21 protein-coding genes and 1 pseudogene are annotated in these 22,746 nt (G+C 63.5%); 19 read left to right on the top strand and 3 right to left on the bottom strand.

Annotated features, from left to right (window positions below; translation table 11 throughout):
* The first annotated feature begins 11 nt into the window (after positions 1–11).
* The 6 genes from rplS to GY791_13985 all read left to right on the top strand — a co-directional run bounded on the left by rplS (position 12) and on the right by GY791_13985 (position 4,685).
* Positions 12–434: a 50S ribosomal protein L19 gene (rplS, locus tag GY791_14010; protein MCP4329537.1), complete on the top strand. Its 423-nt coding sequence runs from the start codon at positions 12–14 to the stop codon at positions 432–434.
* Between the two features lie 21 nt (positions 435–455).
* Complete coding sequence (leuC, locus tag GY791_14005; GenBank protein MCP4329536.1) at positions 456–1,862, top strand: 3-isopropylmalate dehydratase large subunit; 1,407 nt, start codon at positions 456–458, stop codon at positions 1,860–1,862.
* A gap of 43 nt (positions 1,863–1,905) precedes the next feature.
* Positions 1,906–2,517: a 3-isopropylmalate dehydratase small subunit gene (gene leuD, locus GY791_14000; protein MCP4329535.1), complete on the top strand. Its 612-nt coding sequence runs from the start codon at positions 1,906–1,908 to the stop codon at positions 2,515–2,517.
* Positions 2,518–2,719: 202 nt separating this feature from the next.
* Positions 2,720–3,235: a hypothetical protein gene (locus GY791_13995; protein MCP4329534.1), complete on the top strand. Its 516-nt coding sequence runs from the start codon at positions 2,720–2,722 to the stop codon at positions 3,233–3,235.
* Between the two features lie 104 nt (positions 3,236–3,339).
* Positions 3,340–4,452, top strand: a complete 1,113-nt coding sequence (leuB, locus tag GY791_13990) for a 3-isopropylmalate dehydrogenase (GenBank protein ID MCP4329533.1) — start codon at positions 3,340–3,342, stop codon at positions 4,450–4,452.
* Between the two features lie 56 nt (positions 4,453–4,508).
* A complete protein-coding gene (locus GY791_13985; protein MCP4329532.1) occupies positions 4,509–4,685 on the top strand; it encodes a hypothetical protein in 177 nt (58 codons plus the stop codon).
* Positions 4,686–4,740: 55 nt separating this feature from the next.
* On the opposite strand, the gene GY791_13980 is transcribed toward GY791_13985, so the two are convergent.
* Positions 4,741–5,076, bottom strand: a complete 336-nt coding sequence (locus tag GY791_13980; GenBank protein MCP4329531.1) for a DUF962 domain-containing protein — start codon at positions 5,074–5,076, stop codon at positions 4,741–4,743.
* Positions 5,077–5,170: 94 nt separating this feature from the next.
* Here GY791_13980 and GY791_13975 point away from each other — a divergent pair, with 94 nt between their 5' ends.
* Positions 5,171–6,196 carry an aspartate-semialdehyde dehydrogenase gene (locus tag GY791_13975; protein MCP4329530.1) on the top strand — a complete coding sequence of 342 codons (1,026 nt, stop codon included), beginning with the start codon at positions 5,171–5,173 and terminating at the stop codon, positions 6,194–6,196.
* Between the two features lie 18 nt (positions 6,197–6,214).
* Here GY791_13975 and GY791_13970 read toward each other — a convergent pair whose 3' ends face one another.
* Positions 6,215–6,862 (bottom strand): LysE family transporter, encoded by a 648-nt coding sequence (locus GY791_13970; GenBank protein MCP4329529.1) that lies wholly within the window; start codon positions 6,860–6,862, stop codon positions 6,215–6,217.
* 451 nt (positions 6,863–7,313) lie between these two features.
* Here GY791_13970 and GY791_13965 point away from each other — a divergent pair.
* The 3 genes and pseudogenes from GY791_13965 to GY791_13955 all read left to right on the top strand — a co-directional run bounded on the left by GY791_13965 (position 7,314) and on the right by GY791_13955 (position 11,337).
* A pseudogene (locus GY791_13965) lies at positions 7,314–7,484 on the top strand (glycosyltransferase).
* 107 nt (positions 7,485–7,591) lie between these two features.
* Positions 7,592–9,574: a tetratricopeptide repeat protein gene (locus GY791_13960; protein ID MCP4329528.1), complete on the top strand. Its 1,983-nt coding sequence runs from the start codon at positions 7,592–7,594 to the stop codon at positions 9,572–9,574.
* Complete coding sequence (locus tag GY791_13955) at positions 9,571–11,337, top strand: tetratricopeptide repeat protein (GenBank protein ID MCP4329527.1); 1,767 nt, start codon at positions 9,571–9,573, stop codon at positions 11,335–11,337. Before GY791_13960 ends, GY791_13955 begins: the two co-directional genes overlap by 4 nt.
* On the opposite strand, the gene pdxY is transcribed toward GY791_13955, so the two are convergent.
* Entirely contained in the window at positions 11,329–12,171 is an 843-nt protein-coding gene (gene pdxY / locus GY791_13950; protein ID MCP4329526.1) for a pyridoxal kinase PdxY, read from the bottom strand. The two genes, GY791_13955 and pdxY, sit on opposite strands and share 9 nt — an antisense overlap.
* 183 nt (positions 12,172–12,354) lie before the next feature.
* On the opposite strand from pdxY, the gene GY791_13945 reads away from it, so the two are divergent.
* The 9 genes from GY791_13945 to GY791_13905 all read left to right on the top strand — a co-directional run bounded on the left by GY791_13945 (position 12,355) and on the right by GY791_13905 (position 22,723).
* Positions 12,355–13,239 carry a CoA ester lyase gene (locus GY791_13945; protein ID MCP4329525.1) on the top strand — a complete coding sequence of 295 codons (885 nt, stop codon included), beginning with the start codon at positions 12,355–12,357 and terminating at the stop codon, positions 13,237–13,239.
* The gene (locus GY791_13940; GenBank protein MCP4329524.1) at positions 13,236–14,303 is read left to right on the top strand and encodes a MaoC family dehydratase; all 1,068 of its coding nucleotides are present in this window, start codon (positions 13,236–13,238) and stop codon (positions 14,301–14,303) included. Before GY791_13945 ends, GY791_13940 begins: the two co-directional genes overlap by 4 nt.
* A 1,228-nt stretch (positions 14,304–15,531) precedes the next feature.
* A complete protein-coding gene (gene sdhC / locus GY791_13935) occupies positions 15,532–15,924 on the top strand; it encodes a succinate dehydrogenase, cytochrome b556 subunit (protein ID MCP4329523.1) in 393 nt (130 codons plus the stop codon).
* Positions 15,925–15,927: 3 nt separating this feature from the next.
* Entirely contained in the window at positions 15,928–16,314 is a 387-nt protein-coding gene (sdhD, locus tag GY791_13930) for a succinate dehydrogenase, hydrophobic membrane anchor protein (GenBank protein MCP4329522.1), read from the top strand.
* Positions 16,314–18,104: a succinate dehydrogenase flavoprotein subunit gene (locus GY791_13925; protein ID MCP4329521.1), complete on the top strand. Its 1,791-nt coding sequence runs from the start codon at positions 16,314–16,316 to the stop codon at positions 18,102–18,104. Before sdhD ends, GY791_13925 begins: the two co-directional genes overlap by 1 nt.
* 149 nt (positions 18,105–18,253) lie before the next feature.
* A complete protein-coding gene (creD, locus tag GY791_13920) occupies positions 18,254–19,681 on the top strand; it encodes a cell envelope integrity protein CreD (GenBank protein ID MCP4329520.1) in 1,428 nt (475 codons plus the stop codon).
* Positions 19,682–19,705: 24 nt separating this feature from the next.
* A complete protein-coding gene (locus GY791_13915) occupies positions 19,706–20,482 on the top strand; it encodes a succinate dehydrogenase iron-sulfur subunit (protein ID MCP4329519.1) in 777 nt (258 codons plus the stop codon).
* A gap of 115 nt (positions 20,483–20,597) precedes the next feature.
* Complete coding sequence (locus GY791_13910; protein ID MCP4329518.1) at positions 20,598–21,089, top strand: hypothetical protein; 492 nt, start codon at positions 20,598–20,600, stop codon at positions 21,087–21,089.
* 2 nt (positions 21,090–21,091) lie between these two features.
* Positions 21,092–22,723 (top strand): GMC family oxidoreductase, encoded by a 1,632-nt coding sequence (locus GY791_13905; protein ID MCP4329517.1) that lies wholly within the window; start codon positions 21,092–21,094, stop codon positions 22,721–22,723.
* Positions 22,724–22,746: the final 23 nt, after the last annotated feature.

Below are 22,746 nucleotides of genomic sequence, written 5' to 3'. Positions count from 1 at the left end.
GAGGTGTGGTTATGAATGTTATCGAGCAGATCGAGCAAGATCAGATCGCCAAGCTGACCGAGTCCAAGACGATCCCCGACTTCAGCCCGGGCGATACGGTCAAGGTCCACCTTCGTGTCGTCGAAGGAACGCGCGAGCGTATCCAGGTGTTCGAGGGGGTCTGCATCGGCCGTCGCAATGCCAGCTTGAACTCGTCATTCACGGTGCGCAAGCTGAGCTACGGCGAAGGCGTCGAACGCGTCTTTCCGCTCTATTCGCCGCGCATCGAGAAGATCGAAATCGTCCGCCGCGGCAAGGTCCGCCGGGCCAAGCTGTATTACCTCCGCGGCCGGACCGGCAAGCGGGCGCGGATCGCGGAGCGGACGACCGGGCGCGGCATGGCCGCCGCCAAGTCGCGGAGTGCCGCCGCAGAGGCGAAAAAGGCGGGAAGTTAACCGACAACGGCGGAGGACCGGATGACGTCGCCGAGGACGCTGTTCGACAAGATCTGGGACCATCACGTGGTCCATCGCCAAGACGAAGGAACCTGCCTGATCTATGTCGACCGCCACCTCGTCCATGAGGTGACGAGCCCCCAGGCGTTCGAAGGTCTGCGCATGGCCGGCCGCAAGGTGCGGCGGCCGGATGCCGCGCTCGCCGTCGCCGACCACAATGTGCCAACGGACGATCGCAGCCGCGGAATCGAGGACGAGGAGTCGCGCATCCAGGTCGAGACCCTGCGCCGAAACTGTGCCGAGCACGGTATCGAGTTCTTCGACATGGACGATGTCCGCCAGGGCATCGTCCATATTATCGGGCCCGAGCAGGGCATGACGCAGCCCGGCATGACCATCGTCTGCGGCGATTCCCATACCGCGACCCATGGCGCTTTCGGCTCCCTGGCTTTCGGCATCGGAACGTCGGAGGTCGAGCATGTCCTCGCCACCCAGACACTGATTCAGAAGGTCGCCAAGAACATGCGGATCCTCGTCGAGGGCGATCTGCCGCTCGGTGTCACCGCGAAAGATCTGGTGCTGACGATCATCGGCCGCATCGGCACCGCGGGTGGGACCGGACATGTCATCGAATACGCCGGCGACACGATCCGTGGCCTGTCGATGGAAGGCCGGATGACGGTCTGCAACATGACGATCGAGGCCGGCGCCCGCGCCGGGTTGATCGCGCCGGACGAGGTGACCTTCGACTATCTCAAGGGCCGGCCGATGGCGCCGAAGGCGGGGGCCTGGGAGCAGGCGGTCGCCCACTGGCGCGAATTGCCGACCGACGACGGCGCGGTGTTCGACAGCGAAGTGCGCCTCGCCGCGGGCGACATTCCGCCACAGGTGACGTGGGGCACGAGCCCGCAGGACGTGCTGCCGATCACCGGCGCGGTGCCCGATCCGGCGGCGGAAAGCGACGAATCACGCCGCCGCGCCATCGAGCGCGCCCTGGACTATATGGGTCTTACGCCGGGGACGCCGCTCAACGCGGTCGCCATCGACAAGGTCTTCATCGGCTCGTGCACCAACGGCCGCATCGATGATTTGCGCGCCGTCGCCGAAATCGCCAAGGGCCGCACGGTCGCCGACGGCATTCATGCCATGGTCGTGCCCGGCTCCGGCTTGGTCAAGGTTCAGGCCGAGGACGAGGGCATCGACCGCATCCTGGTCGAGGCCGGGTTCGATTGGCGCGAACCGGGATGCTCGATGTGCCTGGCGATGAACGCCGACCGGCTCGAGCCGGGCGAGCGCTGCGCCTCGACCTCGAACCGCAATTTCGAGGGCCGGCAGGGACGTGGCGGGCGCACCCATCTGTTGAGCCCGGCCATGGCCGCGGCGGCGGCGATCGCGGGCCACCTGACCGACGTGCGGGATATGCAATAGGTCTCAAATAACGCAACGACCCGAATAGAGGCGGGAACACGGTATGGACAAATTCATCGAACTAACCGGGGTGGCGGCGCCGCTGCACATGGACAATGTCGACACCGACATGATCATCCCCAAACAGTTCCTCAAGACGATCAAGCGGACCGGGCTCGGCGCCGGGTTGTTCCACGAGCTGCGCCACACCCACGAAGGCGAGCGGATCGAGGACTTCGTGCTCCATCACCCGCACTACGAAAACGCTGAAATCCTCGTCACCGGCAAAAACTTCGGCTGTGGTTCGTCGCGCGAGCATGCGCCCTGGGCGCTGCTCGACTTCGGCATTCGTTGCGTCATCGCCGAGAGCTTCGCCGACATTTTCTACAACAACTGCTTCAAGAACGGCATCCTGCCGATCGCCGTGCACAACGATCACGTCGCGCGCCTTCTCGAGCATGCCGGGCGCGGGGCGAATGCGACGCTGACGGTCAATCTCGAGGACCAGACGGTCACCGGGCACGACCACGGAATCATCGAATTCGACGTCGACCCCTTCCGCAAGCATTGCCTCCTAAACGGCCTCGACGATATCGGCCTGACCATGGAAAAGGCCGCCCATATCGACAACCATGAGGACAGCCTCCGCCAGCGACACCCCTGGCTGTGGCGCTGACGGGCGCGACAGAAGAAGTCCCGCAGGTCGGCCGAACGCGTTAAAATGGGGCCACTAGGTCTGGGGTCGATTGGTAGAGGGGGACATGCGGTCAACCGACCGGCGCGGGCGCAACGCATCGGAAGCGACGCGATTTAGGCATAATTCGATCGTCCGGCTGGCGATTGTCGGCGCCTGTTTGGCGCCGTTATTGGCGAGCACGATGGCGTCGTCCGCGGCGGCCGAGCCGGACGCGACGCTTGAGCACGCCGACGTTCGGACACTACTCGACGTCGCCGGGCTATCCGATTTCCGCCTCCTCGATGCGGCGCAGATCGAGAACGACTGGCCCGACGCCAGCTTCGTCTGGAGCAACGATGCGGTGGTCGGCGACGTCCGCGAATCGGTCTACGGCGTTCTCGCCTCCTATCCGATCGGTGTCCTTGCCGATTTCGACAAGGTTGTCCGTCAGGTAGTCATCGATTGGTCCAAGGGCTGTTCCGGCCGGCCCCGCGTACGCATGCACGCCCGTCGGACCGTCGGCAACGGGGAATTCGCCCGTCGCGCGATCGTCGAATGCGCCGATTCCGGCGGCACCTTTTTCTCGCGCGCATTCTTCGTCGGCGGCGACAAGACGGTTTTCGGATTTGCCCATTTTTTCACCGATTCGGGAAAGCGCCGGGGCGAAGCGGCCGACGACGCCATGTACCGTACCTTCATGCGCATCATCGGCAATTGACGGTCTCGCGGCGCACTATCGACGCGGACCTTGTCGCCCCGAGGCTGGCGATGTAGGAACGGGCGCCAACCGAAACAAGAAACTTCGACAGCGAGCGATAACCGATGGCTTCAAACAGAAAGATCCTTGCGCTGCCGGGCGACGGCATCGGCCCCGAGGCGATGCGCCAGGTGTGGCACGTGGTGGATTGGCTCGACCGCCGCCGCGCGGTCGGTTTCGATATCGCCGAGGGCCATGTCGGCGGCGCCGCCATCGATGTCCATGGCGCCCCTTTGAGCGATGAGACGATGGCCGATGCATTGGCGGTCGACGCGGTTCTGCTCGGCGCCGTTGGTGGACCGAAATGGGACGACCTGCCGTTCGAGCGGAAGCCGGAACGTGGACTGCTGCGCTTGCGCAAAGAGATGGATTTGTTCGCCAACTTGCGCCCGGCGATGTGTTTTGAAGCGCTCGTCGATGCCTCGACCCTCAAGCCTGAAATCGTCAGTGGGCTCGACATCCTGATCGTGCGAGAGCTCACTGGCGGCGTCTATTTCGGCGAACCCCGCGGCATCGAGGAATTGGCCGACGGCACCCGCCGCGGGGTCAATACCCAGGTCTACACCTCGCCCGAAATCGAGCGCGTCGCGCGGGTCGCGTTCGAACTCGCCGCCAAGCGCAACGGCCGGGTCTGCTCTTCGGAAAAGGCGAACGTGATGGAGACCGGCGTGCTGTGGCGGCAGGAGGTGCAGCGGCTTCACGACGCCGAATTTCCGGATATCGAGCTGACCCACATGTACGCCGACAACTGCGCGATGCAGTTGGTGCGCTATCCCAAGCAATTCGATGTCATCGTCACCGACAATTTGTTCGGCGACATGCTTTCGGACGAGGCCGCGATGCTCACCGGTTCGCTCGGCATGCTGCCGTCCGCGTCGCTCGGCGCACCCGATGCCACCGGGCGGCGCATGGCGCTGTTCGAACCGGTCCACGGCAGTGCCCCGGATATCGCCGGTCAGGACAAGGCCAATCCGCTGGCCATGATCCTGAGTTTCGCGATGGCCCTGCGCTATGCCTTCGATCTGGCCGCCGACGCCGAGGTGATCGAAAGAGCGGTCAACAACGTGCTCGAGCGCGGGGTTCGCACAGCCGATATCATGCAGCCCGGCATGCAGTTGGTATCGACCGCCCAAATGGGGGCCGAACTCTTGCTCGAGCTCGACGCCCTGGCGGCTTGAGCGCAGGTCGTTTTGGTCGTAGACTTGGTCGGTTCACGGCAGAAAAGGACAGCGCCATGAAAAGGCTTATACTGACGCTGGTTGGCGGTTTGGCCATGGTCGCGCTGACGACCTCCGTCGCAATGGCGGGGCCGGGCTGTGGCGGACTGAAAAGCGCACATACCGAGAAGCCGGCGCAAACCGCGGGCGCGCCAATGACGCCGGTGCCGACCGAAACCAAGCCGCAAGGCTGATTCGGCGACGATATTTTCGGCCGCGCGACGATGCGGGTCGCTCGCGGCGTCCTGTCTAGCGCTTCTTGACGCCGGCGGCCTCGAGTTCGGGGTCGAGGCGGCGGGTGAGCCACAACCACAACATCTTGAAATCGCCGGCAAAAGACCACAGCGGATAGGTGAAGGTGGCCGGACGGTTCCGCTCGACGGCGAAGTGTGCGAACCAGGCGAAGCCGTATCCGGCGATCAACGCCGCGAGCAGCAGCCACGGCTCGGCCAGCGATAGCGCCAGAACGAACAGCAGGATGCCGAGGGAGGTGCCCAAATAGTGGAGCCGGCGGGTCAGCGGCCGTGCATGCTCGCCGAGGTAATACGGCCAGAACTCGGCGAAGGTTTGAAAACGTCCGGTCACGGCCAATCCTTGAAAACTCGGTGATGAAAGCGTAATTCAATCGATCCCGCGACGGCAAGGTCGGGGACGCAATGGTTCGAACGGAAGCGGCGATATGACGTACAATGTAGTGGTGGTCGGGGCGACCGGCAATGTCGGGCTCGAAATCCTCAATACCCTGAGCGAGCGCAAGTTTCCGGTCGACAGGATTGCGGCGGTGGCGTCGACGGCGTCGGTCGGCAAGGAAGTGAGTTTCGGCGAGGACCGGCGACTCAAAGTACAGGCGCTCGATCACTTCGACTTCACGGGTTGGGATCTCGGGCTGTTCTCGCCTGGCGCGAAGGTTTCCGCGGTTCACGCGCCGCGCGCGGCGCAATCGGGCTGCGTGGTAGTCGACAATACCTCCCAGTTCCGCATGGACCCGGAGGTTCCGTTGGTCGTTCCCGAGGTCAACCCCGAGGCGATCGCCGGATACGCGAAGAAGAACATCATCGCCAATCCCAATTGCTCGACCATCCAGATGGTGGTGGCGTTGAAGCCGCTCCATGACGTGGCCCGCATCCGGCGGATCGTGGTTGCGACCTACCAGTCGGTGTCCGGTGGTGGCAACGCGGCGATGGACGAATTGTTCCAGCAAACCCGCGCCATCTACGTCAACGACCCGGTCGAGAAAGAGAAATTCACCAAGCAGATCGCCTTCAACGCCATCCCGCATATCGACGTCTTCATGGACGATGGCTCGACCAAGGAAGAGTGGAAAATGCGGGAAGAGACGAGGAAGATTCTCGATCCGGAAATCGAGGTCGTCGCCACCTGCGTGCGGGTTCCGGTGTTCATCGGCCACGGCGAGGCCGTCCATGTCGAATTCGAGCGCCCGCTGTCCGACGACGCGGCGCGCGAAATCCTACGCGACGCGCCGGGGGTTGCGGTCGTCGATCACCGGACCGACGACGGCTATGTGACCCCGGTCGAGTGCACCGGCGAGGATGCCGTCTATGTCAGCCGCATCCGCCGCGATCCGTCCATCGCCAACGGGCTCGCGATGTGGGTGTGCGCCGACAACCTGCGCAAAGGTGCGGCGCTCAACGCGATACAAATCGCGGAAAATTTGATCGACGGTCATATGAAGCGGGCCGCCTAAGACGGCAGATCCAAGTGGTCAGTACTCGAAAATCTTGTTGAACGGCGGCACCACGCTCAACAGCGCGACCGCGCCGCACAGGATAATCAGCGCGCCGGAAATGCGGCTCAACCAGCGCAGCGCGTCTTCGTCGAGGCGGTGGCGAAACATGCCGGAGCCGAAGGTCAGGGTCGACCACCACATTTGCGAACCGACAAAAACGCCGGCGATAAGGGCAAGCGCCGCGCTCAAATCGTCTTCGGGAACCACGGCGTTGGCGGTGGCGAAGATCGCGACGAACGAAAAAATCGTGATCGGGTTGGTGATCGTCAGCGCAAATGTGCTGGTGAAGTCGCCGGCGATCCGTTTGTGCCAGCGCCGTTCCACGCTGCCCGGCGGCTTCGGCTTGTAGAACAAGGCGCGTATTCCCAAGGTGATGATTATGATGCCGCCGATGGTCCGCAGCCAAAACTGCTGGGCGATGAGAAAATCGGCGATCAGTGTCAGGCCGAACGCCGCGATGATGCCGAAAAACGTATCGGCGAGCGCGGCGCCGACGCCGGAAATCAATCCCGAGCGCCGGCCGACGGTCAAGGTGCGGTGGATACAAAGGATGTTGACCGGGCCCACCGGTGCCGCAATGACGAAACCGACGATCAACCCCTTGATAAAGAGCGCCAAGTCCATGCCGCTCGCCGGCCCCCCTTTGCCGTCTTGCCTGGCCGACGCAATGGCGCGGTCGGGCCTAGGGACCGTTCGACCGGCGCGCGATCACGAAGAACCGCGTCCTGATCTAGCCCACTGCGTGGCATTTGAACAGGGTTTTCGAGGCTTCCTCGCCGGCTAGGTTGAGGCGGCTCGCCGGCATCGGGGCCGGTTCCGTCGCGCTCCATAATCAACTAGACTCCCGCCCTTCACGGGTGAGTGTGGATGGCCAGATTGGCGGCGGCCAGAATCGGCAGCAACATGGGGCACGACAGTGGCAGACGATTCGCCTGCCACTAATCGGCATCTGAGCGACGCGGCGGTGGCGATGCGGATCCCGATCGATCGCGGATGTCTGGATGACGTGGTGCGAATGACGCCGATCCCCGCCGCAGATCGCCCGGAGGCATGGCAGCCGTTTCCGCTGCTCGCCGCCGTCGCTCATCTCGCCGGCGCGCTCGCAAAACCGGCATGGGTTCTGCTGCGCCATGTGCCGGACTGGCGGTGGATGCTCGACCGGTCCGATTTCCCCCGGTACCCAACGATGCGGCTATTTCGTCAGCCACGGCCGGGCGACTGGACGACGGTCCTCGCTCGGGTCGCCGAGGATCTCCGCCGTCTGGTTGCCGACCGGTCCCGAAAACGGTCAACCTCGTACCGCCGCAAAGAGGGCGGGTCGACGTTCGTGCGATGAATGCGCCAACCGGAAGGATGACCTCATCCCTTATCGATTCCGTGTCCCGCGCCTTGCGCGAGGATCGCGCGATCGAAGCGGAAGATCTTTGCCGCCAAGCCATCGACAAGGCGTCGGGGGACGACCGAGCATGGTATTTGCTGGGTGTCGCCCTGGCCAAGCAGGGCCGGCACGCGGATGCTCTGCCGGCGTTCGAGCGCGCGGTCGAATGCGACGCCGCCGACGTCCATTCCCTCGGCGCCTTGGCTCGTACCCTTAACCTACTTGGCCGGTCCAAAGACGCCGAGGAAGTTTATGAAAAGGTGCTCGGCGTCGACCCGGATGAGCCGTCGGCGCTGGTGGCGCTTGGCAAGGCGGCGGAAGAGGCCGGTACGTTCGCGCGTGCCTACGATTTCTTTGATCGGGCGACTCGTGCCGACCCCAAGAATGTGGCGGCGTGGTTTCATCGCGCCGACGCTTCGCGTCGAAATGGAGACGGAGAAGGAACGATCGAAGCTTATCGGCGGGCCGCGGAACTGGAGCCTGGGAATGCCATCTTGAGAATGGCATTGGGCGAAGCACTGGCCCAGAATGAGCGCTGGGCTGAGGCGTCCGAAATATTGGCGACGGCCGTCGGCGATGAACCTTCCGACGCCGAAGCGTGGCGAATCCTTGGTCTCTGCCGCGAAAAACTGGGAGACCGCACGGGCGCCATCGATGCCTTGGAGCAAATTGTTCGAATTGCGCCAGATCTCTCCGACGGTCACTTCAGGCTTGGCCTCGCCCGCGACCGGGCCGGCGACGGAGATGCGGCGCTGGCGTCCTATGATCGTGTCCTGGAACTCGATCCGAGACATGCGGACACCCTTTTCAACAGTGGTCTGATCCATGAGGCGCGCCACGATTATCAGCGGGCATTGTCCTGCTATCAACGGGCGCTCGACGCGGATCAAAACCATGTCGATGCGGCGCTCGGCAGATTGCAATTGCTTCGACTGACCGGTGCAATCGCCGAATCGATCGCCGAATCCGACCGCCTCCTGGCGCGGCACCCGGACAACGCGAAGGCCCATTTCAACAAGGGACTGGCGCTATTGCAGCAGGGCCGGTGGGCCGAGGCATGGCCCGAATATGAGTGGCGATGCGAAGAGCCAGGATTGATGGCGCGTTCCGGTTTCCACGCATTCCGGCGGCCGAAATGGCAGGGCGAACGACTGACCGGCGAAAGGGTGCTGGTGTTATGCGAGCAGGGCTTCGGTGATGCACTGCAATTCGCCCGTTACCTGCCTAGGATTGGGCGACGCGGCGGGCGGATTATCGTCGAGTGCGGCAAGGAACTGGTTGAACTCTTTCGGGCGTCCTTTCCCGACGCCGAGATCGTCCGGTCGACCAAGGGCACGGATCCCGCCATCGACTATGACCTCCATGTTCCATTGATGAGCCTGCCCGGCATATTCGGGACGACGGTCGACACCGTACCGGCGGACGTTCCCTATCTGACCGCAGACCCGCAACGGCGTGATATTCCTGCCGAAACCGTACGCGATCGTCGGCTGAAGGTCGGCTTGGTTTGGGCGGGAAACCCCAAGAACGCCGTCGACCGGTTTCGTTCGATTGCGATCGAGCAACTCGCCCCGTTGGGTGAGATCGACGGGGTCGCGTTGTTCAGCCTCCAGGTCGGCGCCCCGCGGCGGCAGGTTGCCTCGGCGGCGTTCGATTTGATCGATCTTGGTGGGCGACTGGGCGATTTTGCCGATACCGCGGCGGTGATGGCCAACCTCGACCTCGTCATAACCGTCGAAACCGCGGCCGCCCATCTTGCCGGCGCGTTGGCACGGCCGGCTTGGACCCTGCTGCCCCACGCGGCCGACTGGCGCTGGGGTAGCGATGATTCGCGTATATCCTGGTACCCAACGATGCGTCTTTTCCGCCAGCCGCGGCCGGGTGCGTGGGGGCCCGTCGTCGATGCGGTGGCGTCGGCCCTGGGGGACCGGGTGGCGACAAAGGCGCAAGCCCAATGAGTGGTAGGGTGGCCCCGGCGACCGGTTCTGGGACCGGCGACTTTGAGGACCGCCTTCGCGAGGCCCAGCGGTTGCATCAAATTGGCCGCCTCGATGAGCCGGCGACGATCTGTACGGCGATCCTCTCCGAAGATCCCGAATCCGCCGATGCCCTGCACGTCCTCGCTCTGATTCGGATGCAACAGCGGCGAATCGAGGATGCAGCCGGTTTGATCACGCGCGCGCTCGATGTCGAGCCGAAGAACGCGGCGTATCTGAACACCAGCGGGCTTATCGAGACGCGGCGGAATGATCGCTCCGCCGCCGAAGCCGCGTTTCGTGGCGCGCTCGCCGTTGCACCCAACTTCGCCCAGGCGTTGCTCAATCTCGGCAAGCTGGTACTCGATGATGGGCGTGGCGATGAGGCGGAGGCCCTGCTCAGGCGCGCCATTCGAAAGCATCCGAAATTCGCCCCGGCCTATTTTGCTTTGGCCGACATGAGCCGCGGCCGCGGCGACGCGGGCCGGGCCGCCTATTGGGACGGCTTCGGATGGCATGCGCAGAATAAATTTGAGCAGGCGGTTGTGCATTTTCGCCAAGCCTGCACGCTCCAGCCCGGCAACGGCGAGAACCTCAAGGCGCTCGGACATGCACTGATCCGGTCCGACCGACCGCAAGAAGCGATCGGCGTTTTGAAGCAGGCGCTCGCCGTCGATGAGTCGTCCGTCCCGGCGCGGCGGGACCTCGCCATGGCCTATGTCGCCGCGGCGCGCTTCGATGATGCAATCGAGTGCTATGACCAAGTAATTGGCACCGCGCCGAACAACGTCAAGGCGCATGTCGACAAGGCGCAATGCCTGTTGAGGCTCGGCCGTTTCGCCGTCGGCTGGCAGGAGTTTGAATGGCGCGTCAAGGATGACCTGATCAGCCAGGAACGCGTTCGCGGACCGTTCGAACGGCCGGCGTGGGATGGTCGCCGCCTTTCCGGCGAGCGCCTCCTGGTCCATACCGAGCAAGGCATGGGAGACATCCTGCAATTGATCCGCTATCTGCCGATGGTCAAGGAACGCGGCGGTCGCATCGTTTTCGAATGCGAGCGCGAATTGTTGCCATTGTTGGAGGGTGCGGCCGGATGGGACGAGATCGTCGCCAAGACCTTTTCCCCCGATCTCCCCTATCCCGAGCATGACTTTCATATCTCGCTGCTCAGCCTGCCATTCATATTTGGCACGACCGAGGAAACCATTCCGAACGCGGTCCCCTATCTCCATCCGGAAGAGTCACGACGGGCGGCATGGGAGAAGCGCCTTTCGTCGGGACCGCTGCGTGTCGGATTGGCCTGGGCGGGCAATCCGAGGAACCCCAATGACCGCATCCGGTCGATCCGCCTTGCGCAATTCGCGCCGCTCGGAAACATTCCCGGCGTTGCGTTCTATGGGCTTCAGGTCGGCGAGGCGGCGGCGCAGGAGCCGCCGCGCGAGTTGGAACTTGTTTCTTTTGGCGATGACCTCCGCCCCTTCGAGGAGACGGCGGCCGCGATGGCGAACCTCGATCTCATCATTACCGTCGACACCGCGACGGCGCATCTCGCCGGTGCCCTGGCGCTTCCGACCTGGACGCTGCTGTCCCATGTGCCCGACTGGCGCTGGCTGCTCGACCGTCCGGATTCGCCGTGGTATCCGTCGATGCGGCTCTACCGCCAGTCGGCGGCGCGGGATTGGCGGCCGGTTATCGACCGGGTCGCGGCAGATCTGACGGCTTTGGTCGCGCGCCGCTCAACTTAGCGCTTCGGCCTCGAACCGGCGTTGCGGATCGGTCACGGCGGTCCGGTTCGCGATCAGGGCGAGCTCATCCGCCCCAACCGTGCGGGTTTCCTCGAGGACGGCGAAGGTGGAGCTTGCGGCCTGTTCGAGCGCCGCCGCCGGCTTCGCGCCGCCGAGCAATCGGCCGAGCAGGATCGCGGTGAACAGATCGCCCGCACCGTCGTCGGCGACGTCATCGAGGCGGGGCGTCTCGACCAGCCATGTTTGTCCGCCGGTGCAGGCGAGTGCGGCGACGCGGTCGTCGGACCGGATGCCCTTGACGACCACGATTTCGGGGCCCTGCTCGGCCAGCGACATGGCCGCGGCGCACGCATCGGCTACGCCGCCGATGTCGCGGCCGGTCAAGTGCCCAAGCTCGAACCGGTTGGGCACCAAGATGTCCGCCTCGGCGGCCGCCCGGTTGCGAATGAATTCCGCGACATCCGGGGTCACGAACAGGCCCTTCTTTTCGTTGCCCATGACCGGATCGCAACAATAGACTGCATTGCTTCGCGCGGCCCGAACCCGTGCAACCGCCTCGAGCGCGACAGCGCCGTTTTGCGCCGAGCCCAGGTACCCGCTCAATATCGCATTGCAATCGCCGAGGACGCCCAGGCGGTCGAGCCCGTCGAGCAGGTCGCGCAGGTGGCCGGAATCGTTGATTCGGCCCGTCCGTGCGCCACGCCCTGGGTGGTTGCTGAACTCCACGGTGTTCAGCGGCCACACCTCGTGGCCGAGGGCCTGCAGCGCGAAGGCCGCCGCGCTGTTGCCAACATGGCCGTAAACAACCGATGACTGGATGGACAGAATATTCATGGTCCGCCGATCATGTGTTGGCGGCGTTCACGGTGGCATACAATCCATCGACCGCCAACAGCGCCGTCGATGCGTCAACGGGTGTCCGCCGCGCGGCACCGACGACACCTTGTCGAGGTCTTGCCAGGCTCGGGCCCGCGCCTATAGTGTGCGCGGCTTGAATCATAAGGGGGACGAGAAAATATGGCGACCACAAGACCGCGGCGCAGTGTTCTTTACATGCCGGGCTCGAACGCCCGCGCGCTCGAGAAAGGACGAACCCTTCCGGCCGATGCGCTGATCTTGGACCTCGAGGACGCGGTCGCGCCCGATGCCAAGGAAATTGCGCGCCAGCAGGTGGTCGACGCCGTCGACGCCGGTGGCTACGGCGGAAGAGAACTCGCGATTCGCATCAACGGCCTCGATTCCGAATGGGGACGGGAGGATCTGATCGCCGCCGCGGGTTCCCAAGCCGATGCCATTCTGGTGCCGAAAGTCGAAACCAACACCATGGTCGAGGAGGTCGAGTCCCTGATGCGGAGCCATGGCGCGCCAGAGCACATGAACATCTGGTGCATGATGGAAACGCCCCGCGGCACGCTTCATGCCGAAGAAATCGCGGCGGCGAGCGAACGCATTTCCTGTCTCGTCATGGGAACGTCGGACCTGGCCAAAGACCTGCACGCTAGCCATACCCGCGACCGCTTGCCGATGTTGACCAGCCTCGGCTTATGCCTACTGGCGGCGCGGGCCTATGGCCGAGCCATCGTCGATGGCGTTCACCTCGATCTCAACGACGATGAAGGCTTCGCCGAGTCTTGCCGGCAAGGCTTGGAACTCGGATTCGATGGCAAGACCTTGATTCACCCGAAGACGATTGCAGTCGCGAACGAGGTTTTCGCACCGTCGCAGGAAGAGGTCGCGTTTTCCCGTCGCATCATTGAAGCTCATGCGGAAGCCGCCGCCGCCGGAAAAGGCGTGGTCGTCGTCGAAGGAAAATTGATCGAGAACCTCCACGTCGAGAACGCTCGGCGATTGGTCAAGCTAGCCGAGGCCATCGAAGCGCTTTCGAAAGACGCCGCCGAATGAGCGAAAAGACCAACCGGGGCAACTTTTTCGAAGATTTTCGCCTCGCCCAGGAGATTCGCCATGCCACCCCACGCACGGTAACCACCGGTGACGCCGCGCTCTACACCGCGCTTTACGGCAACCGCTTCGCGCTTCCCTCCAGCGACGAGTTCGCCCGCACCCTCGGGCTGGACCGGGCGCCGCTCGACGATTTGCTCGTGTTTCACATCGTGTTCGGCAAGACGGTGCCCGATATATCACTCAACGCGGTGGCCAATCTCGGCTATGCGGCGGGGCGTTTCGGCGCCCCGGTCTATCCCGGCGATACTCTGTCCGCGGCCTCCACCATTGTCGGCCTGAGGGAGAATTCCAACCGCAAGACGGGGGTCGTTTACGCGCATTCGAATGGCCGCAACCAGCGCGGCGAAACCGTCCTCGACTACGTTCGCTGGGTGATGGTTCGCAAGCGCGACCCGGATGCGCCGGCGCCCGCGTCGGAGGTTCCGGAATTGCCGACGGCGGCATCGGCGCAGGATATCGTGATACCCGCCGGCCTCGGCGCCGACTCCTACGACGTTGCCGACAGCGGCAGTCCCTATTTGTGGGATGACTACCAAGCGGGCGAGCGCATCGATCATGTCGACGGCATGACAATCGAAGAGGCCGATCACATGCTTGCAACCCGACTCTACCAGAACACGGCGAAAGTGCATTTCAATCAACATGCCGAACGCAACGGCCGGTTCGGCCGCCGCATCGTCTATGGCGGGCACATCATCAGTCTCGCCCGCGCGCTCAGCGTGAATGGCCTCGCCAATGCGTTCAAGGTGGCGGCCCTCAACGGCGGCCGTCATCTCAATCCGGCCTTTGCCGGCGACACCGTGTATGCGTGGAGCGAGGTGGTGGACCGGTTCGAGGTGCAGCAGGCCCCCGGGTTCGGCGCCCTGCGGCTGCGGACCGTCGCAACCAAGGATCTCCCATGCACGGATTTCCCGGGCCGCGATCCGGGGCCAACCGAAGACCCCGCGATCTTGCTCGATTTGGACTATACGGTGTTGATGCCGCGTCGGGATCCCGCGGCTTGAATCACTACATTTGCCACGCCGTGTGGCTGATAACACAAAATATTGTTGTGAATGCGAATCGCCTGTGTTAAAATGCGCGAGGCGCCAAGGGCTTTGGACCATAAGGTCCTGTCCGGCGGGGACACCCTTGGCGCCTCAGGAACCCAGCGGGTTCCTCGCAGCACGCGTTACAAGCCTTTCCGTCCATCCCTGCAGCTGAGCGTGCACCCCTGACAGAGTTGACGCTCGTGATGAACTTCGCTTCGCCTTTCGGCGTCGCGCCCCGAGGGGCTGCCTCCGGCCTTTCCGCTAGGCGGTTTCCCGCCCGGCGCTCCGTTCAGCCCGCCGGTTTCCCAACGCACCTCGCGGAGGACTGTCTCCGGCCATCCCGTCAGGTGGTTGCCCACCCGCCGATCCGTCCAGTCCGCTGGTCGCCCAGCGAGCCTTCCGGTGACCCGTCACCGGCCCATCCGTCGGGCGGTTACCCGCCCACCGTTCCGTCCGACCTCCCGGTTGCCCGGCAAATCGTCCGGAGGACTGTCTCCGGCCTTGCCGACACACGGTTGCCCGTCTGCCGCCCCGCCGTTCCCACCGGTTTCCCGACAGGTCCGCCGAGCCCCGATCCCTGCATCGCCATCTCGGGAGGGAGAGGCGCCGCCGTGTCCTGACACCGGTTCCACCGAGGCGAAACCCATGCCGGTCACTTGGGACCGAGCGGCCGGAGACAAGAGCCCTTCGGCTGCAACCCTTGGATCCCGGAGGTTCCGCAGGTTACTCCGGCTGGTCGTTCGGTTTCCCGTTCGACCCGAAGCGCGCCTCATCTTTCCGCTCACTCGGCCCGAAGGCTCCGTTCGCTTCCTGACACATTGCGCTCCGACGCATCGCGTACCTGAAACAATACTGCTCAGGGCAAAGTTGAACCGCAATAATAAATTCACGGGTGTTTCGATATTTCTGTGTATATCTACTCGAAAGACACACAATTACTCCAAATTTTTTCCACAAACTTATTCACAGGAGCCAACGATTGTGGACCCTTTCAATGGAATATTTCTAGATGTCGTGGCTTCCGGGCGAATGCGACCACAAGCTCGCCGCAAAATTGTTGCAGTTGCGTTCTTCGCCGTTATCGCCGCCGCCGCTAAGTTGACTCGGCGGGCAGCGGCAGTCTAAGTAACATTGATGGTGTAGGCGGCATCGAACGACGAAATTCGTACCTAGTTCCATGCCCTATTCTGGGATTGCGATCATGGCGTCCGAAAACCGGCCTCTTTCTCCGCATTTGCAAGTCTACCGCTGGCAAATCACCATGGCGCTGTCGATCTTGCACCGCCTCACGGGGGTCGCGCTGGCGGTCGGCACATTTATTTTGGTCTGGTGGCTGCTGGCGGCGGCGGCCGGACCGGGTCCGTTCGAGACCGCGCAAGCGGTTATCGGGTCGTGGATTGGCCGGTTGATGCTTTTCGGGTGGTCGCTGGCGCTATTTTACCACCTGTGCAACGGCATTCGTCACCTTGCCTGGGATGCCGGGTTGGGGTTTGAAATCAAGACAATGACGGCCACCGGGTGGATCGTCGTGTTCGCCGCCATCGGCCTTACGCTGTTGTCGTGGATCCTCGGCTATGCCGCGATGGGAGGGTGAACGATGGCGTTTCGGACACCGATGAAGACCGCGCGCGGCCTGGGCTCAGCCAAGGACGGCACTGCCCATTGGTGGGCCCAGCGGCTCACCGCCCTGGCATTGATCCCATTGACAATATGGTTCGTCGCATCGGTGGCGGCGTTGACCGGGGCCGATCATGCGGTCTTCCTGCAATGGATCAGTTCGCCCGTGGTGACCGTTCTCCTGGTTCTGCTCATCGTCGCGACCTTCCATCACGCGCAATCGGGGATTCAGGTCGTGATCGAGGACTACGTGCATAGCGAACCGATCAAGATCAGTGCCATCATCGCCGTCAAAGGGCTCGCGATCGTGCTTGGCGTCGCCTCCGTCGTCGCCGTGCTGCGCATCGCTCTGGGGGCCGGCATCTGATGGCGCAAGCCTACCAAGTCATCGATCACGAATATGATGTGATTGTCGTTGGCGCCGGCGGCGCGGGCTTACGCGCGACATTCGGCATGGCCGAAAAAGGCCTGCGCACGGCTTGCATCACCAAGGTCTTCCCGACCCGCAGCCACACCGTGGCGGCCCAGGGCGGTATGTCGGCGGCGCTCGGCAACATGGGTCCCGACGATTGGCGTTGGCACATGTACGACACGATCAAGGGGTCCGATTGGCTGGGCGACCAAGACGCCATCGAGTACATGGTGCGCGAGGCGATTCCAGCGGTCGTCGAGCTGGAACATTACGGCGTGCCATTTTCGCGAACGCCGGACGGCAAGATCTATCAGCGTCCCTTCGGCGGCATGACGACCAACTACGGCGAGGGCACCGCCCAGCGAACTTGCGCCGCCGCCGACCGCACCGGGCACGCGATTCTTCACACGCTGTATCAACAGGCGTTGAAGCATGATGCGGAGTTCTTCATCGAATATTTCGCCATCGACCTGCTCATGGACGATGACGGCACCTGTCTCGGCGTCATGGCGTGGAACCTGGACGACGGCACGATTCACCGCTTTCGCGCCAACATGACCGTGCTGGCGACCGGCGGATACGGCCGCACCTATTTCTCCTGCACCTCGGCCCATACCTGTACCGGCGACGGTAATGCGATGGTGTTGCGCGCCGGCCTGCCGTTGCAGGATATGGAGTTCGTCCAGTTCCATCCGACCGGGATTTACGGCGCCGGCGTGTTGATCACCGAAGGCGTACGCGGCGAGGGCGGCTATTTGACCAATAGCGAGGGCGAGCGGTTCATGGAGCGTTATGCGCCCTCGGCCAAAGATCTCGCATCCCGCGATGTGGTCAGCCGCGCGATGACGGTGGAGATCCGGGAAGGCCGCGCGGTCGGCGAAACCGAGGACCATATCCACCTGCACATCGAACATCTCGACCCGGCGACGATCCACGAAAGGTTGCCGGGCATCAGCGATTCGGCGCGTATCTTCGCCGGTGTCGATGTGACACGCGAGCCGATCCCCGTCCTGCCCACATGCCATTACAACATGGGCGGCATACCGACCAACTATCACGGCGAGGTCGTCACCTTGGACGGTGGCAATCCGGACGCCATCGTGCCGGGCCTGATGGCGATTGGAGAGGCGGCTTGCGTCTCGGTGCACGGCGCCAACCGCTTGGGCTCGAACTCGCTACTCGATATCGTCGTCTTCGGCCGCGCCGCCGCCAACCGGTGCGGTGAGTTGATGACGCCCCGTCAGCCACAGCGACCGCTGACCAACGGAATCGGAGACCGCGCGCTCGACCGCCTCGACCGTTTCCGCCATGCCGAGGGAGAATCGCCGACGGCCGCGCTGCGGCTGGAAATGCAGCAAATCATGCAACGCGATTGTGCCGTGTTCCGGACCGCCGAAACGCTCGGCGAGGGGTGCGAACGGATGGCGGACCTGTGGAGTAAACGCAGCGATATCCGCGTCACCGACCGGTCGATGATCTGGAACAGCGATCTGGTCGAGACACTCGAACTCGATAACCTTCTTTACCAGGCTCAGGTGACGATCAATTCGGCGCGCAATCGGACCGAGAGCCGCGGCGCGCATGCCCGCGAAGATTTCCCCGACCGCGATGACGTCAATTGGTTGAAGCACACCATCACGACCTGCAACGAGGCGGGAGAGACAGCAATCGACTACCGCCCGGTTCATCTGCAGCCGCTCAGCAATGAGGTTCAGCACTTTCCGCCCAAGGCCCGCGTGTACTGACGCCGTGTCGCCGTGTGTGGCGCGCTGCGGATGCCGTCACGCAAGAGCGCTCTAGATATCCAATCCCAATATTGCCGCAAAATGGTCTTTGAACAGCCCTCTCGGAGTTTCAGGCTGTCGGCTGCTCGCACAATGCAGGGGCAAGCGCCATGGGCGATAGCGACAGCCGACCGCCATTCTTTCAGCGTCTCGATACCCAACAAACCGCACAAACAGTTCGCGCACTTCTGATTGCGGCGATCGGCCTTCTCATGGCGGTACCCTTGGCGCTGGTCGAGGATGTAATCGATGAACGCAAAGGAAGGCGCGACCAAGTGCGCGCCGAGATCGCCCATATTTGGGGCAATCCCCAAACGCTGACCGGTCCGCTCCTGGTCATTCCCATGGAACGGTCGCGGACAGTGCGAACGCGCACCGACGACGGCCGCAGCCCGTGGATCAAGTCGGCCGAGGAAGAAATCGTCGAGCTGCGCCATCTGATCATTCTTCCAGATGACTTGTCTGTGGCGGTGACCCTCGATCATGAAAAGCGCAAGCGAAGCATTTACGAAAGCATCGTATACGTGGCGAATTCCAGCATCGCCGGCACCTTTCGTGTGCCCGCCGAGTCGGAATTGCTGGCCGGACGGGGCGATCGGCAGATCTTGTGGGATCAAGCCTTGCTCGTTCTCGGCATCGGTGACACGACCGCGATACGTGATATCGGGACGGCGACGTTCGCCGGTCGTAGCCTGGTTCTCGAACCCGGGACCGGTGGCGTGACGGTCGTCCAATCGGGAATCCATGCCCGGCTGGCCGATCTCGCACCGGGGGAGAGTGATTATCCGTTTGCCTTTGAATTCGACCTAAACGGAAGCGCAAGCCTGGACGTTGTCCCGACCGGTCGCGAGAGTAGAATTGCGCTGTCGGGAGATTGGCCCCATCCGAGTTTCGATGGCGATTTCCTTCCCACCGCGCGTGAGATCGGCGAAACCGGATTTTCGGCAGAGTGGAACATTCCACATCTGGCGCGATCGTTGCCCCAGCACTGGGTTCATGATCCGCTGAGCATCGAAGCGCAATATCGGCCCGACCGTCACGCCACCGGGGTCCGGCTTTACCAGCCGGTCGATCCCTATCAACAGGCCGTGCGCGCGGCCAAATATGGGCTGTTGTTCGTCGCGCTTACGCTTCTGACGTTCTTTGTCATGGAAAATGTCACCGGACGGCGCCTGCATCTCTTGCAGTATGGGGTCGTCGGTGGCGCTTTGGTGCTGTTCTTCCTGCTGCTGTTTTCTTTCGCCGAGCATATCGGCTTCGCGCTCGCCTACCTCGTCGCGACGGTGGCTGAGATCGCGGTGATTTCGGTGTATGTCGGGGCCGCCATGAGCACCAAGCGCGACGCGGCAATCGTCGGCGCGATCTTAACCGCGCTCTATCTGGTCCTCTACTTTGTCCTCAACGCCCAGGACTATGCCCTGTTGGCCGGCGCGCTGACTCTGTTCGTGGCGCTGACCGCGACCATGTACGCGACTCGAAACCTTCGATCCCGCACGACATCGCCAAACATTGACGGACTCGCATCGGGCCGGGCATAAAGGCAGCGCCAGGAGGCGTACGAAATGGTCGAGTTCAATCTGCCGCGGAATTCTCGGGTCAAACCAGGCACCCATCACCCGGCATCCTCGGGCGGCACCAACATCAAGAAGTTCAACGTCTACCGTTGGAACCCGGACGACGGCGAGAACCCGCGCATCGACAGCTATGATGTCGACCTCGATGCCTGCGGACCAATGGTCCTCGATGCACTGATCAAGATCAAGAACGAGACCGATGCGACGGTGACCTTCCGGCGGTCCTGCCGCGAAGGCGTTTGCGGCAGCTGCGCCATGAACATCGACGGTACCAATACGTTGGCCTGCACAAAGTACATCGATGACATCAAGGGTGACGCCAACGTCTATCCGCTGCCGCACATGCAGGTGGTCAAGGATCTGGTGCCGGATCTCAACATGGTCTACGCGCAGTATGCGTCGATCCAGCCATGGATAATGACCTCAAGCCCGCCGCCCGGCCGCGAGCGGCTGCAATCGACGGAGGAGCGCCAAAGACTCGACGGGTTGTGGGAATGCATACTGTGTTTCTGTTGCTCCACGTCCTGTCCCAGCTATTGGTGGAACGGCGACCGCTATCTCGGTCCCGCCATCCTGCTGCAGGCCTATCGCTGGATCGCCGATAGCCGCGACGAGGCGACGGGCGAGCGTCTCGACCTGCTCGAGGACCCATTTCGGCTCTATCGGTGCCATACTATCATGAACTGCACCAAGGCGTGCCCCAAGGCCCTCAACCCGGCACGCGCCATCGCTGAAATCAAGCAGCTCATGGTGGCGCGCAAGTAAGCGGCCGCCGCCGCGTGTTCATCACTTCGCGGCCTATCCCGGACGGCATCGGATTGTCGCCATCGCCCAAAGCCGATATCTTTGCGCGGTCCAATCATTACACGCGAGGCTTGTCATGAGTGGAGCGCAACCGGTGACCGGGCCCGATCGGCGCACTTTCCTGACCCTGATCGCCGGCCTCGCCGGCGGGGCGCTGCTGCCGCCGCTGAACGCCGGCGCGTTCGAGCTCACGCCGGGCACGTTTCTCAGCTTTTCCAACAAGCTCAACGGGCTGATCCCCGATCAGGGCCTGGCCGAACTCGACAGGTTTTTCGCCGCCATCCAGGCATCGACCGATCCCGCTCAGCTGCGCCGGCTGGCCGAACTCGTCGAAGCCCACCAGACCGGGGACCTCGACGCGGTGATCGCCGATGCCGGTCTCGACGACCTCGCCAACACCATCGTCAAGGCTTGGTATACGGGGATCGTGACCGATCGCGACGGGACCCAGCACAGCATTCTGTGGAACGGCGCGCTGGTTTGGCGGGCGCTCGATTTCACCAAGCCGCCGGCTCATTGCGATTGGATTTCATGGGCCGACGCGCCGCCCACCGGCGGCGAGGATTGAGCATGGCGGAGACACTGACCGCGGATGCGGTGATCGTCGGCGCCGGTATCGCGGGCGCCTTGGTGGCGAAGGAACTGGCGGCGGCGGGTCATTCGGTCCTGATTCTCGAGGCCGGCCCGATGACGCACCGCGGGGCGAATATGGAGCGCTACTATGCGTCGCCACTCAAGGGCGTCCCTGAGGCTCCCTATCCGGATGCGCCCTATGCGCCCCATCCGAAGTCGGACGATTTGGATTCCTATTACGTCCAGGCCGGCCCGGCGAAGTTCGCCAGCACCTATGTCCGGTTGGTCGGCGGAACCACATGGCACTGGCTGGGGACGGCTCTGCGCCTGGTACCGGACGACTTTCGCCTGAACACCAAATTCGGCCGCGGGCGCGATTGGCCGCTGTCCTACGACGACCTCGAGCCGTGGTACGCGAAGGCCGAGCACGAGATCGGCGTCGCCGGCGATTCTTCGGACGATTTGGGGTCTCCCCGGTCCCGAGACTATCCGATGCCGATGATCGCGCAGAGCTATCTCGATCGGCAGGTCCGGAAGCACGCCTTCGACGGGACGCCCTTTGACCTCAAATCGACGCCGCAGGCACGAAATTCGGTGACCCGGGGCGGCCGCCCGCGATGCTGCGGCAACGCGAGCTGCATCCCGATCTGCCCGATCCAGGCCAAATACGATGCGACCGCAGCCTTGGCGCTGGCCGAGCGCAGCGGCGCGCGCCTGATGCCCGAGCATGTCGTCGAATTCGTCGAGGTCGATAGCAATGGCGCGGTGTCGGGCGTCCGCTTCAAGCGCCCCGACATGAGCGGAGGACGGGCCGTCGGCAAGGTCTATGTCCTCGCCGCCCATGCCATCGAGGGGCCGAAAATCCTGCTCATGTCGAAGGGCGAGCGCACGCCGAACGGTGTCGCCAATTCCTCCGATCAGGTGGGCCGCAACTTGATGGACCACCCGACGCAGCTCAGCTGGGCGTTGACGCCGAATCCGATTTTTCCCTATCGCGGCCCGGGATCCACCTCAGGCGTCGAGAACACCCGCGCCGGAGATTGGCGGCGAGAGCGGCCGTCCTACCGTATCGAGTTGGGCAATTGGGGGTGGTCGTGGCCGACCGGTGCGCCGCTCAGCGACGTCCAAGATCTCGTCGGTCAAGGCATTCGCGGGCGCCGATTGGCGGAGCTTCTTCGCCACCGCTGCGAACGTCAGCTGCGCCTGGCAACATTGACCGAACAGCTGCCCGATCCCGAAAACCGGATCGTCCCCGATCCGACGCGCAAGGATGCGATCGGTATTCCGCGGCCGCGCCTGTCCTACCGTCTCGACGGCTACACCAAGAAGGGCCTGGCGGAATCGCGCCGGGTTCATCAGCTGCTCTTCGAGCGCATGGGCTGTAGCGACATCAATCATAAGGATGACGCCGACTTCCAGGGCGCGGGCCATATCATGGGAACGACGCTGATGGGAAACGACGCCAAAACCTCGGTCGTCGACAGCGATCTTCGCGCCCACGATCACAACAACCTGTTCATGCTGGGAAGCGGCGTTTTTCCCGCCGTCGGCGCTGCCAACCCGACGCTGACCATCGCCGCCTTGGCGCTGCGCGCCGTCGGTCCGGTCACCAAGACGATCACCGGATAGGCGCGCCCGCGGCGCCGCGAAGC

This window comes from Alphaproteobacteria bacterium, from assembly GCA_024244705.1.
GTDB lineage: Bacteria > Pseudomonadota > Alphaproteobacteria > JAAEOK01 > JAAEOK01 > JAAEOK01.
The sequence above is the reverse complement of the archived record's forward strand: the minus strand, read 5'-3'. Positions and strand labels throughout refer to the sequence as shown.

Bases quoted from the DNA above. Each gene is read 5' to 3' on its own strand.
- GY791_13960 (MCP4329528.1), top strand. From the start codon at position 7,592: ATGACCTCATCCCTTATCGATTCCGTGTCCCGCGCCTTGCGCGAGGAT.
- GY791_13975 (MCP4329530.1), top strand. From the start codon at position 5,171: ATGACGTACAATGTAGTGGTGGTCGGGGCGACCGGCAATGTCGGGCTC.
- GY791_13915 (MCP4329519.1), top strand. From the start codon at position 19,706: ATGGTCGAGTTCAATCTGCCGCGGAATTCTCGGGTCAAACCAGGCACC.
- leuC (MCP4329536.1), top strand. From the start codon at position 456: ATGACGTCGCCGAGGACGCTGTTCGACAAGATCTGGGACCATCACGTG.
- sdhD (MCP4329522.1), top strand. From the start codon at position 15,928: ATGGCGTTTCGGACACCGATGAAGACCGCGCGCGGCCTGGGCTCAGCC.
- GY791_13970 (MCP4329529.1), bottom strand. From the start codon at position 6,862: ATGGACTTGGCGCTCTTTATCAAGGGGTTGATCGTCGGTTTCGTCATT.
- leuD (MCP4329535.1), top strand. From the start codon at position 1,906: ATGGACAAATTCATCGAACTAACCGGGGTGGCGGCGCCGCTGCACATG.
- pdxY (MCP4329526.1), bottom strand. From the start codon at position 12,171: ATGAATATTCTGTCCATCCAGTCATCGGTTGTTTACGGCCATGTTGGC.
- GY791_13940 (MCP4329524.1), top strand. From the start codon at position 13,236: ATGAGCGAAAAGACCAACCGGGGCAACTTTTTCGAAGATTTTCGCCTC.
- GY791_13910 (MCP4329518.1), top strand. From the start codon at position 20,598: ATGAGTGGAGCGCAACCGGTGACCGGGCCCGATCGGCGCACTTTCCTG.
- rplS (MCP4329537.1), top strand. From the start codon at position 12: ATGAATGTTATCGAGCAGATCGAGCAAGATCAGATCGCCAAGCTGACC.
- GY791_13905 (MCP4329517.1), top strand. From the start codon at position 21,092: ATGGCGGAGACACTGACCGCGGATGCGGTGATCGTCGGCGCCGGTATC.
- GY791_13995 (MCP4329534.1), top strand. From the start codon at position 2,720: ATGGCGTCGTCCGCGGCGGCCGAGCCGGACGCGACGCTTGAGCACGCC.
- leuB (MCP4329533.1), top strand. From the start codon at position 3,340: ATGGCTTCAAACAGAAAGATCCTTGCGCTGCCGGGCGACGGCATCGGC.
- GY791_13925 (MCP4329521.1), top strand. From the start codon at position 16,314: ATGGCGCAAGCCTACCAAGTCATCGATCACGAATATGATGTGATTGTC.
- GY791_13955 (MCP4329527.1), top strand. From the start codon at position 9,571: ATGAGTGGTAGGGTGGCCCCGGCGACCGGTTCTGGGACCGGCGACTTT.
- sdhC (MCP4329523.1), top strand. From the start codon at position 15,532: ATGGCGTCCGAAAACCGGCCTCTTTCTCCGCATTTGCAAGTCTACCGC.
- GY791_13945 (MCP4329525.1), top strand. From the start codon at position 12,355: ATGGCGACCACAAGACCGCGGCGCAGTGTTCTTTACATGCCGGGCTCG.
- GY791_13985 (MCP4329532.1), top strand. From the start codon at position 4,509: ATGAAAAGGCTTATACTGACGCTGGTTGGCGGTTTGGCCATGGTCGCG.
- creD (MCP4329520.1), top strand. From the start codon at position 18,254: ATGGGCGATAGCGACAGCCGACCGCCATTCTTTCAGCGTCTCGATACC.